At 61.5% G+C, this 15198-nt stretch carries 10 protein-coding genes; 8 read left to right on the top strand and 2 right to left on the bottom strand.

Features of this window, described 5'->3' with window-relative positions; translation table 11 throughout:
* The first annotated feature begins 45 nt into the window (after window positions 1–45).
* The 6 genes from ACMDB8_RS17920 (at window position 46) to ACMDB8_RS17895 (ending at window position 10506) form a co-directional block, all read left to right on the top strand.
* On the top strand, window positions 46–1773 hold the full coding sequence (locus ACMDB8_RS17920; protein WP_223542113.1) for an autotransporter assembly complex protein TamA: 1728 nt from the start codon (window positions 46–48) through the stop codon (window positions 1771–1773).
* Complete coding sequence (locus ACMDB8_RS17915; protein WP_409078851.1) at window positions 1770–5441, top strand: translocation/assembly module TamB domain-containing protein; 3672 nt, start codon at window positions 1770–1772, stop codon at window positions 5439–5441. Before ACMDB8_RS17920 ends, ACMDB8_RS17915 begins: the two co-directional genes overlap by 4 nt.
* Before the next feature lie 213 nt (window positions 5442–5654).
* Window positions 5655–6128 carry a MarR family winged helix-turn-helix transcriptional regulator gene (locus ACMDB8_RS17910; RefSeq protein WP_056724084.1) on the top strand — a complete coding sequence of 158 codons (474 nt, stop codon included), beginning with the start codon at window positions 5655–5657 and terminating at the stop codon, window positions 6126–6128.
* The gene (locus tag ACMDB8_RS17905) at window positions 6125–7594 is read left to right on the top strand and encodes an efflux transporter outer membrane subunit (RefSeq protein ID WP_409078850.1); all 1470 of its coding nucleotides are present in this window, start codon (window positions 6125–6127) and stop codon (window positions 7592–7594) included. The genes ACMDB8_RS17910 and ACMDB8_RS17905 overlap by 4 nt, the downstream gene beginning before the upstream one ends.
* Before the next feature lie 15 nt (window positions 7595–7609).
* Window positions 7610–8812: an efflux RND transporter periplasmic adaptor subunit gene (locus ACMDB8_RS17900; protein ID WP_223542117.1), complete on the top strand. Its 1203-nt coding sequence runs from the start codon at window positions 7610–7612 to the stop codon at window positions 8810–8812.
* A 164-nt stretch (window positions 8813–8976) separates the two neighbouring features.
* Window positions 8977–10506 (top strand): DHA2 family efflux MFS transporter permease subunit, encoded by a 1530-nt coding sequence (locus ACMDB8_RS17895; protein ID WP_223542118.1) that lies wholly within the window; start codon window positions 8977–8979, stop codon window positions 10504–10506.
* A gap of 86 nt (window positions 10507–10592) precedes the next feature.
* On the opposite strand, the gene lpxH is transcribed toward ACMDB8_RS17895, so the two are convergent.
* Both lpxH and ACMDB8_RS17885 read right to left on the bottom strand, forming a co-directional pair.
* Window positions 10593–11321, bottom strand: coding sequence for a UDP-2,3-diacylglucosamine diphosphatase (gene lpxH / locus ACMDB8_RS17890; protein ID WP_056724094.1), 729 nt, complete (start codon window positions 11319–11321; stop codon window positions 10593–10595).
* Window positions 11318–11821 carry a peptidylprolyl isomerase gene (locus ACMDB8_RS17885; RefSeq protein ID WP_034146890.1) on the bottom strand — a complete coding sequence of 168 codons (504 nt, stop codon included), beginning with the start codon at window positions 11819–11821 and terminating at the stop codon, window positions 11318–11320. Before ACMDB8_RS17885 ends, lpxH begins: the two co-directional genes overlap by 4 nt.
* Window positions 11822–12088: 267 nt before the next feature.
* Between ACMDB8_RS17885 and ACMDB8_RS17880 the strand changes: the two genes are divergently transcribed.
* Both ACMDB8_RS17880 and cysS read left to right on the top strand, forming a co-directional pair.
* Window positions 12089–13786, top strand: a complete 1698-nt coding sequence (locus ACMDB8_RS17880) for a glutamine--tRNA ligase/YqeY domain fusion protein (RefSeq protein WP_056724095.1) — start codon at window positions 12089–12091, stop codon at window positions 13784–13786.
* Between the two features lie 20 nt (window positions 13787–13806).
* Complete coding sequence (gene cysS, locus ACMDB8_RS17875; protein WP_056724097.1) at window positions 13807–15189, top strand: cysteine--tRNA ligase; 1383 nt, start codon at window positions 13807–13809, stop codon at window positions 15187–15189.
* The last annotated feature ends 9 nt before the right edge of the window (window positions 15190–15198 follow it).

The raw sequence follows: 15198 nt of genomic DNA, 5'->3' as shown, positions 1-15198 counted from the left end.
GTCAGGCTCTATCACGCTCTCAAGCTCGTGATAGCATCCGCGCCTATGAAGTTTCCAGGAAGAATTACCAGTGGTGTGCTGATGCTGATGACCAGCTGCGCAGCGCTGGCACAAAGTGAATTGGATGTGCGGATCAAACCGTCCAATGATGAGCTGAAGGCCAATATCGAAGGCTATATCGGCAACCTCGGCGATCGCGATGAAGAAGCGTTGCTGCGCTTCAGCCGTGGCGCCGAAGAGCAGGCGCGTAAGGCCGCCCAGGCCTTGGGTTATTACCAGCCGCACATCGACAGCGAAGTGAAGGGCGGCGAAAAGCCGCGCCTGGTGCTTACGGTCGACCCCGGCGAGCCGGTGCACTTGCGCAACGTCACGGTGCGTGTCGACGGTCCGGCAGCTTCCCTCAAGGCCTTTCGAATCCCCAAGGGCGACACGCTCAAGCCCGGTGCCGTGCTCAACCATGGGCATTACGAGGACGCCAAGCGTCTGATCCAGAATCAGGCTTCGCGCTATGGTTTTTTCAGCGGCCGGTTCACCCGTTCAAAACTGTCGGTCGACCCCCGTGCCGGCGTCGCCGATATCGAACTGATCTATGAAAGCGGTCCGCGCTATACCCTGGGCAAGGTCAGTTTCGAGGGCGATACACCGTTCGATGACGACCTGCTGCAACGCATGGTGCCGTTCAAGACCGGCACGCCGTATGACTCGGAACTGATCGCCGAACTCAATCAGAACCTGCAATCGAGCGGCTACTTCGAAGGCGTTCGCGTGGACGCGGCACCCACGGCGTCCAGGGACGAAGCAATCCCGGTGGACGTCAAGCTCGAAACCCGCAAACCGCGGACCATGGGCCTGGGCCTTGGCTTTTCCACCGACGTCGGTCCACGGGCCAAGGCCAACTGGACCCGGCACTGGGTCAACGCGCAAGGGCACAGTTATGGCTGGGAAACCGAAGTCTCGGCACCTCGGCAAAACGTCGGGCTGTTCTACGACATTCCGCTGGACCCGCCCCTGACCGACAAACTGCGTTTTGCCGGTGGCTACCAGAATGAAGACATCGCCGATAAGGAAAGCCACAGCAAGCTGCTGACCCTCGGTCCCGAGTGGCACAGCAAGTTGCCCAGCGGCTGGCAACGGGTGGTATCGCTGAAGTGGCAGCGCGAGGATTACCAACTGGGCGACGACTCGGGACTCAGTACCTTGCTGATGCCCGGTGTGAGCTATTCGTACCTCAAAAGCGACAACCGCATCGACCCGCACAACGGCTATCGCCTGCAATTCGAATCCAAAGTGGCCAAGGAAGGTTTGGGTTCCGACAGCAACCTGCTCTACGGCACGGCATTGGTCAAAGGCTTGACCACGGTGTTCGATAAACACCGCTTCCTCGGGCGGGTGCAGGTCGGCGGCAGTGCCACCAACGGCTTCAAATCGGTACCGCCATCGTTGCGCTTCTTCGCCGGTGGTGACCAGAGCGTGCGTGGCTACGATTATCAGAGCCTGTCCCCGGAAAACTCCGACGGCGACCGCATCGGTGGTCGCTACATGGTCGCCGCCAGTGCCGAATATCAGTATTCCGTCGCCGAAAAATGGCGGGTCGCGACCTTTGTCGATCAGGGCAATGCCTTCAACACACTCGAACTGCCGAACCTCAAGACCGGGGTCGGTATCGGCGTGCGCTGGGTATCGCCGGTGGGGCCGATCCGCCTCGACCTGGCCCACGCGCTGGACGACGATGGCGGCATTCGACTGCACTTTTCCATGGGGCCTGAGCTGTGAAGCGTGGTTTGAAAGCAACACTGCTGACAATGGCTGCGCTGGTGGCAGTGGTTGTCCTGACGCTGGCCACGGTGCTGGGCACGGCGACGGGCAGCCTCTGGGCGTTGGGCTTCGTGCCGGGCTTGACCCTGGACAACTTCCAGGGCCGGTTGGGCGGGCAGTGGAGTGCCGATCGGGTGCTGTGGCAGCAGGACAGCAACCAGGTTGAGCTGAGCAAAGTGATTTTCGCCTGGTCGCCGTTGTGCCTGACGCGAATGACCCTGTGCATCGAGCAGTTGCAGGCCGATCAGGTCAGCCTGACGTTCCCGCCGGGTGCCGAAGAGCCAGACAGCGGCCCGATAACGCTCCCGGAACTCAAATTATCGTTGGCCCTCGAACTGGGGGAAATCAAGGTCGGCAGCCTGTTGTTCAACGGCAGCGAAGAACTCAAGGGTTTGCAACTGGCGGCGCACTGGACGACGGCCGGCTTGAAGATCGACGCGGTGTCGATACAGCGCGATGACCTGAGCCTGAACCTGTCCGGACTGCTGCAACCCTCCGGCAACTGGCCCCTCAGCGCCTCCGGCAAGCTGACGCTGTTGTCGACGCCAGAACCCCTGGCGCTGGCGCTGAAAGTCGATGGCGACCTGCTCAAGACCCTGAACCTGAAAGCCGACAGCAGCGGTTACCTCAACGGGCAACTGACCGGCGAACTGCAACCACTGGTGGAAAACCTGCCGGCCAAGGTACGGATCACCGCCGATGGCTTCAAGCCCAGTGCCGATCTGCCGGATACCCTGCAACTCAATCAGCTGGAACTCACCGGCGCTGGTGACCTGAAGAACGGCTACGCGCTGCTCGGCAAAGCCACGCTGCCCGCCGAGCAAGGTCCAGTCGCCCTGGCGCTGCAAGGCAAGGTTGACGCCAAGGGCGCGCAGATTGCCGCGCTGGACCTGACCGCCAACGACAAGCAAAGCCTCAAGCTCACAGGGCTTGTGGATTGGAGCAAGGGCCTGAGCGCCGAGGCGAAGATCGACTGGCTGGATTTCCCGTGGCACAGGCTCTATCCGCTTATCGACGAACCGCAAGTTGCGCTTCGCACGTTCACCGGCGAAGTCTCTTACACCGACGGCAAGTACCTCGGGCATTTCGTCGCCGCGGCGGACGGTCCGGCCGGCGCCTTCACCCTGGCCAGCCCGTTCGCGGGCGACCTGACGAAAATCTACCTGCAACAGATTCAACTCCAGGCCGGGCAGGGCAAGGCTGAGGGGCACCTGAACCTGCAATTCGCCGATGGCATTGCCTGGGACACCGCGCTGGACCTGTCGGCGATCAACCCTGCGTACTGGGTTGCGGAGCTGCCAGGCACACTGGCCGGGCCGTTGCGCAGCACGGGCGAGCTGAAAAACGAAACGCTCAGCCTCAATGCCGACCTGGATCTCAAGGGCAAGCTGCGCGGTCAGCCAGCGGTGATCCAGGCCAAGGCCGACGGCCGTGGCGAGCAATGGAACCTCAATACCCTGCAAGTTCGCCTCGGCGACAACAGCATCAGCGGCAAAGGCAGCCTGCAACAGAAACTCGCCGGCCAGATCGATCTCAAGCTACCGCGCCTGGCCCAGCTCTGGCCGCAACTGCGCGGCCAGCTCAATGGCCGCGTGGATGTCGCCGGCACGCTCAAGGCGCCCCAAGGCAAGCTTGACCTGCAAGGCTCGCAACTGGTTTTCCAGGACAATCGCCTGCAAAGCCTTAACCTGGACGCCACGCTGGACAGTGCGCAACGGGCGAAAATCGGCCTCAAGGGCAGCGGCATCCAGGCCGGCGACACTGCACTGGGAACCCTGACCGCCAGCGGCCAGGGCGACATCAAGAACCAGAAGCTGAGCCTCGACCTGCAAGGGCCGAAGCTGAAACTGGCGCTGGGGCTGGACGGTGCGCTGGACAAAGGCAACTGGCGCGGGCGCCTGGCCAGTGGTGATATCCAGGCCGGTGGCCAGGACTGGAAGCTGCAAGGGCCGGCGAAACTCGAACGCCTGGCGGACGGCAAGATCAGCTTTGGAGCCCATTGCTGGGCATCCGGCCAGGCCAGCCTGTGCGGTGAAGACTCGCGCCTGATGCCCGAGCCAAAGTTGCGTTATCACCTCAAGCAATTCCCGATCGACAGTCTCGCGCAGTGGTTGCCGAAGGATTTCGCCTGGCAGGGCCGGCTCAATGCCGACCTGCAACTGGACCTGCCGGCCAGTGGCCCGAACGGCCAGGTCAGCGTCGATGCCGGCGGCGGCACATTGCGCATCAAGGACAAGGACCAGTGGCTGGACTTCCCGTACCAGACCCTGAAACTCACCAGCAAACTCACGCCCAAGCGCATCGACAGCGAGCTCAACTTCGTCGGCGGCAAACTCGGCGAACTGATGGTGCAAGCGCAGCTCAATCCGCTGCCAAAGAACAAGCCGTTGAGCGGCTCGTTCCGTTTGAGCGGGCTGGACCTGTCGGTGGCGCGACCGTTCGTGCCGATGGTCGAGAAACTGACCGGGCGCTTGAATGGCAGCGGCACGATTTCCGGTGGGCTGCTGGCGCCGCAGGTCAATGGCAGTCTGCAACTCAGCGACGGTCAGATCTCCGGGCCTGAATTGCCGATGGAGCTGAAAAACCTGCACGTTCAAGCGCTCATCGCCGGTGAAAGCGTGCAATTGAACGGTGGCTGGAACAGCGGCAAGGCCGGGCAGGGCAGCCTGAATGGCAACATCTCCTGGGGCCAAGCGCTGGTGGTGGACCTGGCGCTCAAGGGGTCGCAACTGCCGGTCACCGTCGAGCCTTACGCCAAGCTGGAAGTGGCACCGGACCTGAAGATCTCGATGAAGGGCGACGAACTGGCCATCGCCGGCAAAGTGCTGGTGCCCAGGGGCGACATCACCATTCGCGAGTTGCCGCCGTCGACGGTCAAGGTTTCCGATGACACGGTGATCATCGGTCAGCAGACCGAGGAGGGCAAAGCACCGCTGGCAATGAAGATGGACATCGAAGTGCTGGTCGGCGAGGACAAGCTGAGCTTTGCAGGATTTGGCCTGACCGCAAATGTCCAGGGGCATGTGCACATCGGCGACAACATGGACACCCGCGGCGAACTGTGGCTTAACGACGGCCGATATCGCGCCTACGGCCAGCGGCTTTCGGTGCGCCGGGCGCGCTTGCTGTTTGCCGGGCCCATCGATCAGCCGTACCTGGACATCGAGGCCATTCGCAAGACCGACGACATCATCGCCGGCATTCGTTTGAGTGGCAGCGCCGAACAGCCGACCACGCAGATCTTCTCCGAGCCGGCCATGAGTCAGGAGCAGGCCCTGTCCTATCTGGTGCTCGGGCGTCCGCTGAGCAGCAATGGCGAAGACAACAACATGCTCGCCCAGGCGGCTCTCGGGTTGGGCTTGATGGGCAGCTCCGGGGTGACCAGCGGCATCGCCAAGAACCTGGGCATCCAGGACTTCCAGCTCGACACCCAGGGCAGTGGCGACGCCACCAGCGTGGTGGCCAGTGGCAATATTTCCGAAAAGCTCAGTCTGCGCTATGGCGTCGGCGTGTTTGAACCGGCCAACACCATTGCCCTGCGCTACAAGCTGAGCAAGAAGGTCTACCTCGAAGCCGCGGGTGGCGTGGCCAGTTCGCTGGATATCTTCTACAAGCGGGATTTCTAGTCCCTTCAAAATCAAAAGATCGCAGCCTTCGGCAGCTCCTACAGGGTTTTGTGTACACCTGTAGGAGCTGCCGAAGGCTGCGATCTTTTTGCTTATATCCGATGCCTTTAGTCAACTAAATACAAAGCTTCCTAACTATTGCGTTGACATTCGCTGCTTAGGCAGTAACATCTCGACATACATTCACTGCCTAGGCAGCTAATTGGTGGTCAGATGAAACATTTCTCTCCTGAAGATTTCCAGAATTGCCATCTCGGCCTGCTGCTCGGACGTGCTGCGCTGCTCAAGGACCGGATCATCGACACCCACATGGAACCCCACGGCATCACCGCCGCGCAGTTCAAAGTGTTGATCATCATCGCCCAGTTCGGCGTCGATTCGCCGGGCGAGTTGTGCCGTCACCTGTCCCTGGACAGCGGCTCGATGACGCGCATGCTCGATCGTCTGGAACAGAAAGGTTTCCTTGCCCGCCAACGCTCCGAGGCGGATCGCCGTCAGGTGCAGTTGGTACTGACCGAAGAAGGGCAGAAGCTGGCCGACCGCCTGCCGAACATCGGCGCCGAAGCCATGAATGAACTGGCCGGCGCCATCACTCCGGACGAACTGAAAACCCTGGAGCTGATCCTGAAGAAAATTCTGGTGGCAGCCGGTGACGCGATCACCCTGCTGCGGGTAGGTGACAAATGAGCAGTAACCCCTTGCGTACCGGCCTGAGCCTGGTGCTGTTGGCCATGAGTGTCGCCGGTTGCGCCAGTTACAGCGGCCTGAAAACCGAAGGTGTCAGCCTTGACGCGAAGACCCTCAAGGCCGGGCAATCCCTCAGCAGTGTGACGTTGTCACCCGCGGCCTGGCCGAAAAGCGACTGGTGGAAAAGCCTCGGCGACCCGCAACTCGACGGCCTGATCCGCGAGGCCCTGCGCGACAGCCCGGACATGCAGATCGCCGACGCCCGTGCCCATCAGGCCAGCGCTGCCGCTTCCGCCGCCGACGCCGAGCGGATGCCGACCCTGGATGCCAGCGCCGGTGTCAGTCGCTCACGCCTGGCGCGGGACCAGGATCCGCTCGGGCAGGGTGACGCGTACGCCACCGTGCGCAACATCAGCACCAGCTTCAACTACAACTTCGACCTGTGGGGCGGTCAGCGCGATGCCTGGGAAGCGGCCCTCGGCCAGGCCCGCGCCGCCGAAGTCGACCAGCAGGCTGCGCAACTGACCCTGGCCGCCGATGTCGCCCGGGCCTATAGCGATCTTGGCCAGGCACACATCGTCTATGACCTGTCCAGCGAAGACCTCAAGCGCACCCGGCAAATGCTCGACCTGAGCCAGCGACGCCTGACTGCCGGGATCGACAGCCAGTACCAGTTCCAGCAGACCGAAAGCCTGGAAGCCACTTCCCAGGCCAACCTGATCGACGCCGAAAAGCGCTTGAACAGCGCGAAAATCGCCCTGGCCGTTCTGCTCGGCAAAGGCCCGGACCGCGGCAATGAAATTGCCCGCCCGAACATTCTTCAGCCGGGTGCGGTAGCGCTACCTTCGGTGCTGCCGGCCGAGTTGCTCGGGCGCCGCCCGGACCTGGTGGCCGCGCGCTGGCGCGTCGAAGCGGCGAGCAAAAGCATCGACGCCGGCAAGACCCGGTTCTATCCCAACCTGAACCTCAGCGCCGCTGCCGGTGCCGAATCCTTGCTGGGCGATGCGATGTTTGGTTCGGCCAGTCGTTTCTTCAACATTGCACCGACGATCTCGGTGCCAATCTTCGACGGTGGCCGCCTGCGTGCCGACCTCGATTCGCGCGACGCCGATTACGACCTCGCCGTGGCGCAGTACAACAAAAGCCTGGTCAAGGCGCTGGGGGATGTCAGTGACAGCATCAACCAGTTGCGTGATATCGGTCGGCAGATCGCTGCCCAGCGGCACGCCACCGACATCGCCCAGGATTCCTACAACACCGTGGTCCAGCGTTACGGTTCCGGCATCGGCAACTACCTGGACGTGCTCAGCATCGAGCAGCAATTGCTCCAGGCCCAGCGCCAGCTGGCCAACCTGAATGCCGAGCAGATTGACCTGTCGATCCAACTGATGCAGGCGCTGGGCGGCGGTTTCCAGCCTGAGGCCATCGCCTCGGCCAGCGCCACGCCAGCCACGTTGACCCACTAATTCAAGGAACTTGTCATGGCCACTGCCGATACGACCCAACCTCCTGAAAACACCCAGGGCAACCCCAATTCGGGAAAGCGCAAGTTCATGCTGCTGGTCCTGGCCGCCGCCGTCGTGCTCGGTGGCGCGGGCGTCTGGGCCTACCACGAGTTCTACGGGCGCTGGAGCGAAAGCACCGACGACGCCTATGTGAACGGCAACGTGGTGGAAATCACCCCGCTGGTCACTGGCACCGTGGTCAGCATCGGCGCCGATGACGGCGATCTGGTCCATGAAGGCCAGGTGCTGGTGAACTTCGACCCGAACGACGCCGAAATCGGTCTGCAAAATGCCCAGGCCAACCTGGCGCGTACCGTGCGCCAAGTGCGTGGCTTGTACAGTGATGTGGATGGCATGAAGGCCCAGGTCAACGCCCAGAAAGCCGAAGTGCAAAAGGCCCAGGACAACTTCAGCCGGCGCAAGAATCTCGCCGCCGGCGGGGCAATTTCCCAGGAAGAGCTGTCCCACGCCCGCGATGACCTGACCTCGGCGAAAAACGCCCTGGCCAATGCCGAACAGAAGCTCAAGACCACCAGTGCGCTGGTCGATGACACCGTGGTTTCATCGCACCCGGACGTGATGGCCGCCGCCGCGCAACTGCGTCAGGCCTATCTGAACAACTCGCGCAGCGTCCTGATTGCACCGGTCACCGGTTACGTGGCCAAGCGTTCTGTACAGCTTGGTCAGCGTGTACAACCGGGTACCGCGCTGATGGCGGTGATTCCCCTGGATCAGCTGTGGATCGACGCCAACTTCAAGGAAACCCAGCTGCGCGACATGCGCATCGGCCAGCCAGTGGAGATCGAGACTGACCTGTACGGCAGTAGCGTGAAATACAGCGGCACCATCGACAGCCTCGGCGCCGGGACCGGCAGCGCCTTTGCCCTGCTGCCGGCGCAGAACGCCACCGGCAACTGGATCAAGATCGTGCAGCGCGTGCCGGTGCGGGTCCACGTCAACGCTGAGGAGCTGGCCAAACACCCGTTGCGGGTCGGTCTGTCGACCATGGTCGATGTGGACCTGCACGACCAGAGCGGGCCAGTGCTGGCGCAACAGCCGCCGCAAAAGGCTTCGTTCAGCACCAATGTCTACGACCGTCAGTTGGCCGAGGCCGATGCGATGATCACCCAGCTGATCCACGACAACAGCGCAGCGGTCAGCAAGACCGCGCAACGCTGATATGCCATTACATCGACCCTGTGGGAGCGGGCTTGCTCGCGAAGGCGGAGCGTCAGGCGACATCCATGTCGAGTGTGCCGACCTCTTCGCGGGCAACCCCGCTCCCACAGGGTTAGCTGCGTCTGTAACAGGCACAGCGCCAGATCAGCTCCAAAGGATTCGCGATGAGCAATAACGCGTCTTTCACACCGCCCAGCCTGTTGCTCAGCACCATCGGCCTGTCGCTGGCGACCTTCATGCAAGTGCTCGACACCACCATTGCCAACGTGGCGCTACCGACGATTTCCGGCAACCTGGGCGTGAGCTCGGAGCAGGGCACCTGGGTCATCACCTCGTTCGCCGTGAGCAACGCCATCGCCTTGCCGCTGACCGGTTGGCTCAGTCGGCGTTTCGGCGAGGTGAAGCTGTTTGTCTGGTCGACACTGCTGTTCGTGCTGGCTTCGTTCCTGTGCGGGATTTCCACCTCGATGCCGGAACTGGTGGGCTTCCGGGTACTGCAAGGGGTAGTGGCCGGGCCGCTGTACCCGATGACCCAGACCCTGCTGATTGCGGTTTACCCCCCGGCGAAGCGGGGGCTGGCGCTGGCGCTGCTGGCGATGGTCACGGTGGTCGCGCCGATTGCCGGGCCGATCCTCGGTGGCTGGATCACCGACAGCTACAGCTGGCCATGGATTTTCTTCATCAACGTGCCGATCGGCCTGTTCGCGGCATGGGTAGTGACCCAGCAGATGAAAAAGCGCCCGGTGGTCACCAGCCGCCAGCCGATGGATTACGTCGGTCTGATCGCACTGATCATTGGCGTCGGGGCGCTGCAGATCGTGCTCGACAAGGGCAACGATGCCGATTGGTTCGAATCCAGCTTCATCGTGATCGGCTCGGTGATTTCGGTGGTGGCCCTGGCGTTTTTCGTGATCTGGGAAATGACCGACGAACACCCGGTGGTCAACCTGCGCCTGTTCGCCCATCGCAATTTCCGCTACGGCACCATCGTGCTGATCCTGGGTTATGCCGGGTTCTTCGGGATCAACCTGATCCTGCCGCAGTGGCTGCAAACGCGACTGGGCTACACCGCGACCTGGGCCGGTTTTGCGGTGGCGCCGCTGGGGATCCTGCCGGTGCTGCTGGCGCCGTTTGTCGGCAAATACGCACCGAAATTCGACATGCGCCTGCTGGCGGGCGGGGCGTTCCTGGCCATCGGCCTGAGCTGTTTCATGCGAGCAGGCTTCACCAATGAGGTGGACTTCCAGCACATCGCCATGGTGCAGCTGTTCATGGGGATCGGCGTGGCGCTGTTCTTCATGCCGACCCTGACCATCCTGCTCTCGGACCTGCCGCCGAGCCAGATTGCCGACGGCTCCGGCCTGGCGACGTTTTTGCGGACCTTGGGCGGCAGTTTTGCGGCGTCGCTGACGACCTGGATCTGGATTCGACGGGCTGATCAGCATCACGCCTACCTGACCGAAAGCATCACCCCGTTCGATCCGGCGACTCGCGAAGCATTGACCAACCTGGGCGGGGCAGGGGCCAAGGCCTACACGCAGCTGGAGCAGACTGTGATCAGTCAGGCGTACATCATGTCCACGGTGGACTACTTCACCCTGTTGGGCTGGATGTTCATGGGTTTGATACTGATTGTGTGGCTAGCCAAGCCGCCGTTTACTGCCAAGGCGGGGCCTGCTTCGGCAGGGCACTGACTAGCCAAGATCGCAGCCTTCGGCAGCTCCTACAGAGGCATGTGTACACTCTGTAGGAGCTGCCGAAGGCTGCGATCTTTTGATCTTTAAGGCGCTGCGAAATCAAACGGCGCCAGCGCAAACCCTTGCTCATCCACCTGCAACGCCCACCCTTGACGATCCCAATCCCCCAGCACAATGCGCCTGGCCGCTTGCTCGCCAAGCTGCAACTTGTGAATCGCGGGACGGTGGGTGTGCCCGTGGATCAAGGTCTTCACGCCGTATTCCTGCATGATCCGCGGAATCTCTTCGGGCGTGACATCGACAATGTCGTTGGCCTTCATCCGCGTTTGCGCGCGGCTTTCACTGCGCAGCTTGCGCGCCAGCTTGTGCCGGGTGCGCAGCGGCAGATGCCGCAGGATGAACAGGGTAATCGGGTTGCGCAGGTAGCGACGCAGCTTCATATAGGCTTCGTCGCGGGTGCAGAGGCTGTCGCCGTGCATCAGCAGCACCGGCTCGCCGTTGAACTGCACGACACTCGGATCTTTCAGCAAGGTGCAGCCGGCTGCTTTGCAGAAGGCCTTGCCGAGCATGAAGTCGCGATTGCCGTGCATCAGGAAAATGGCCGTGCCGCTGTCGCTTAACTCGCGCAGGGCCTGGCAGATGGAGCGCTGGAAGGGTGTCATGGCGTCGTCGCCAATCCACACCTCGAAGAAGTCGCCCAGAATGTACAACGCACTCGCCGAGCGGGCGCGTCCGGCGAGCAAATCCAGAAACGCCCGGGTAATGTCCGGGCGCTCCTCTTCCAGATGTAAATCTGAAATCAGCAATATCACTCAATGATCTCGGCTTTCTCGATGATCACGTCGTCTGCTGGTACGTCCTGGTGGCCGGACTTGGAAGTGGTGGCCACGCCTTTGATCTTGTCGACAACGTCGGTGCCTGCGGTCACTTTACCGAATACCGCGTAGCCCCAGCCCTGAACGTTCTTGCCGCTGTGGTTCAGGAAGCTGTTGTCGGCCACGTTGATGAAGAACTGTGCGGAAGCCGAATGCGGCTCCATGGTGCGGGCCATGGCGACGGTGTACTTGTCGTTGGAAAGACCGTTGTCAGCTTCGTTCTGGATGCTTGGGCGCTTGTCTTTCTTTTCTTTCATGCCTGGCTCGAAACCGCCGCCCTGGATCATGAAGTTACCGATGACACGGTGGAAAACGGTGTTTTCGTAGTGACCGGCTTTAACGTACTCGACGAAGTTGGCCACGGTGATCGGGGCCTTCTCGGCGTTCAGTTCGAGGACGATGTCGCCGTGGTTGGTAGTCAGTTTGACTTGGGTCATGATCAACACTCTTTTAGGGAGAAGCATACTTTATGAATTCGTGGTTTTGGGAGGTTCCATCCCGCAACCGGTTCAGCCTGTCTCGGCCAAGGTGCGCAGTTTAGCGTGACAGGCGCGAATTTCGAGGCTGTTTTTTCATTTACGGCCTATTAAATGCGACGGTTTACAGAGTGCGCTCTGTCAGGTACTTGACGGCATCGGCTATGATAGCGGCTTTGTTTTGTCCGGCCTTCATTACGGCCACGCACTTGTACGTTCAAGGATCCTATGAGCAAGCCCACTGTCGACCCTACCTCGAATGCCAAGACCGGCCCTGCCGTGCCGGTCAACTTCCTGCGGCCGATCATCCAGGCAGACCTGGACTCGGGCAAGCACACGCAGATCGTCACCCGTTTCCCGCCTGAACCCAACGGCTACCTGCACATCGGCCACGCCAAGTCGATCTGCGTGAACTTCGGCCTGGCCCAGGAGTTCGGCGGCGTCACGCACCTGCGTTTCGACGACACCAACCCGGCCAAGGAAGACCAGGAATACATCGACGCGATCGAAAGCGACGTCAAATGGCTGGGCTTCGAATGGTCCGGCGAAGTGCGCTACGCCTCGCAGTATTTCGACCAGTTGCATGACTGGGCGGTGGAGCTGATCAAATCCGGCAATGCCTACGTCGACGACCTGACCCCTGAGCAAGCCAAGGAATACCGTGGCAGCCTGACCGAGCCGGGCAAGAACAGCCCGTTCCGCGAGCGCAGCGTCGAAGAGAACCTGGACCTGTTCGCCCGCATGAAAGCCGGCGAGTTCAAGGACGGTGCGCGGGTGCTGCGGGCCAAGATCGACATGGCCTCGCCGAACATGAACCTGCGTGACCCGATCATGTATCGCATCCGTCACGCGCACCACCACCAGACCGGTGACAAGTGGTGCATCTACCCGAACTACGACTTCACCCACGGTCAGTCGGACGCCATCGAAGGCATCACCCATTCGATCTGCACCCTGGAGTTCGAAAGCCACCGTCCGCTGTACGAGTGGTTCCTCGAGCATCTGCCGGTGCCGGCCAACCCGCGCCAGTACGAGTTCAGCCGCCTGAACCTGAACTACACCATCACCAGCAAGCGCAAGCTCAAGCAGTTGGTCGATGAAAAGCACGTCAACGGTTGGGACGACCCGCGCATGTCCACGCTGTCGGGTTTCCGCCGCCGTGGCTACACGCCGAAATCGATCCGCAACTTCTGCGAAATGATCGGCACCAACCGTTCCGACGGCGTGGTGGACTTCGGCATGCTCGAATTCAGCATCCGTGACGACCTCGACCACAGCGCCCCGCGCGCCATGTGCGTGCTGCGTCCGTTGAAAGTCGTGATCACCAACTACCCGGAAGGCCAGGTCGAGAACCTCGAACTGCCGTGCCACCCGAAAGAAGACATGGGCGTGCGCGTCCTGCCGTTCGCTCGCGAAATCTACATCGACCGTGAAGACTTCATGGAAGAGCCGCCGAAGGGCTACAAGCGCCTGGAACCGGCCGGTGAAGTGCGCCTGCGCGGCAGCTACGTGATCCGTGCCGACGAAGCGATCAAGGACGCCGATGGCAACATCGTCGAACTACGCTGCTCGTACGATCCGGACACCCTGGGCAAGAACCCGGAAGGTCGCAAGGTCAAAGGCGTGGTTCACTGGGTACCGGCCGCGGCCAGCGTCGAGTGCGAAGTGCGTCTGTACGATCGTCTGTTCCGTTCGGCCAACCCAGAGAAGGCCGAAGACAGCGCCAGTTTCCTGGACAACATCAACCCTGATTCGCTGCAGGTACTCACCGGTTGTCGTGCTGAACCCTCGTTGGGCAATGCACAGCCGGAAGACCGTTTCCAGTTCGAGCGCGAAGGTTACTTTGTTGCTGATTTGAAGGACTCGAAACCAGGTCAGCCGGTATTCAACCGTACCGTGACCCTGCGTGATTCGTGGGGCCAGTGATTTAGCGTCAAGGAACTAACGTGCTAACGATCTACAACACGCTCACCAAGAGCAAAGAAGTCTTCAAGCCGCTCGATGGCAACAATGTGCGCATGTACGTGTGCGGCATGACCGTGTACGACTACTGCCACATTGGTCATGGCCGCAGCATGGTCGCGTTCGACCTGGTGACCCGCTGGTTGCGGTTCAGCGGTTACAACCTGACTTATGTGCGCAACATCACCGACATTGAAGACAAGATCATCAATCGTGCGAAGGAGAACGGCGAGCCGTTCGACGCGCTGACCGAACGCATGATCACCGCGATGCATGAGGACGAGGCGCGCCTCAACATCCTCAAGCCGGACATGGAACCACGTGCCACGGATCACATTCCGGGCATGCTGAGCATGATCCAGACCCTGATCGACAAGGGTTATGCCTACGCCCCGGGCAATGGCGACGTGTACTACCGCGTCGCCAAGTTCATGGGTTACGGCAAGCTGTCGCGCAAGAAGATCGAAGACTTGCGCATTGGCGCACGGATCGAAGTCGACGAGTCCAAGCAGGACCCGCTGGACTTCGTGCTGTGGAAAGCCACCAAGCCGGGCGAGCCGAGCTGGGAATCGCCATGGGGCGCCGGGCGTCCGGGCTGGCACATCGAGTGCTCGGTGATGTCCACCTGCTGCCTGGGCGAGACTTTCGACATTCATGGTGGCGGCAGCGACCTTGAGTTCCCGCACCACGAAAACGAAATCGCCCAGAGCGAAGCGGCCACCGGCAAGACCTACGCCAACGCGTGGATGCATTGCGGCATGATTCGCATCAATGGCGAGAAGATGTCCAAGTCCTTGAACAACTTCTTCACCATTCGCGACGTGCTCGACAAGTACCACCCGGAAGTCGTGCGTTATCTGCTGGTGTCGAGCCACTACCGCAGCGCGATCAACTATTCGGAAGACAACCTCAAGGACGCCAAGGGCGCCCTGGAGCGTTTCTACCATGCGTTGAAGGGCCTGCCGAGCGTGGCACCGGCTGGCGGCGAAGCGTTCGTCGAGCGCTTCACCCAGGTGATGAACGACGACTTCGGCACGCCGGAAGCCTGTGCGGTGCTGTTCGAGATGGTCCGCGAGATCAACCGCCTGCGTGAGAGCGATCTCAACGCAGCGGCCGGTCTGGCAGCCCGTTTGAAAGAACTGGCCAGTGTGCTGGGTGTGTTGCAGCTGGAAGCCGATGACTTCCTGCAAGCCGGCGCCGAAGGGCGCGTGGACGCAGCTGAAGTCGAGGCGCTGATTGCTGCGCGCCTGGCGGCGCGTGCCGGTAAAGACTGGGCCGAATCCGACCGCATCCGCGACCAGCTCACCACGATGGGCGTGGTGCTGGAAGACGGCAAGGGCGGCACGACCTGGCGTCTGGCTGACTGATTGCTTGAT

The organism is Pseudomonas monachiensis, assembly GCF_047345015.1.
Classification (GTDB): Bacteria; Pseudomonadota; Gammaproteobacteria; order Pseudomonadales; family Pseudomonadaceae; genus Aquipseudomonas; species Aquipseudomonas monachiensis.
The sequence above is the reverse complement of the archived record's forward strand: the minus strand, read 5'-3'. Positions and strand labels throughout refer to the sequence as shown.

What these genes read in the sequence shown, in the direction of transcription:
- ACMDB8_RS17920 (WP_223542113.1), top strand. Translation starts at nt 46, where the DNA reads ATGAAGTTTCCAGGAAGAATTACCAGTGGTGTGCTGATGCTGATGACC.
- ACMDB8_RS17910 (WP_056724084.1), top strand. Translation starts at nt 5,655, where the DNA reads ATGAAACATTTCTCTCCTGAAGATTTCCAGAATTGCCATCTCGGCCTG.
- ACMDB8_RS17905 (WP_409078850.1), top strand. Translation starts at nt 6,125, where the DNA reads ATGAGCAGTAACCCCTTGCGTACCGGCCTGAGCCTGGTGCTGTTGGCC.
- ACMDB8_RS17900 (WP_223542117.1), top strand. Translation starts at nt 7,610, where the DNA reads ATGGCCACTGCCGATACGACCCAACCTCCTGAAAACACCCAGGGCAAC.
- ACMDB8_RS17895 (WP_223542118.1), top strand. Translation starts at nt 8,977, where the DNA reads ATGAGCAATAACGCGTCTTTCACACCGCCCAGCCTGTTGCTCAGCACC.
- ACMDB8_RS17885 (WP_034146890.1), bottom strand. Translation starts at nt 11,821, where the DNA reads ATGACCCAAGTCAAACTGACTACCAACCACGGCGACATCGTCCTCGAA.
- ACMDB8_RS17880 (WP_056724095.1), top strand. Translation starts at nt 12,089, where the DNA reads ATGAGCAAGCCCACTGTCGACCCTACCTCGAATGCCAAGACCGGCCCT.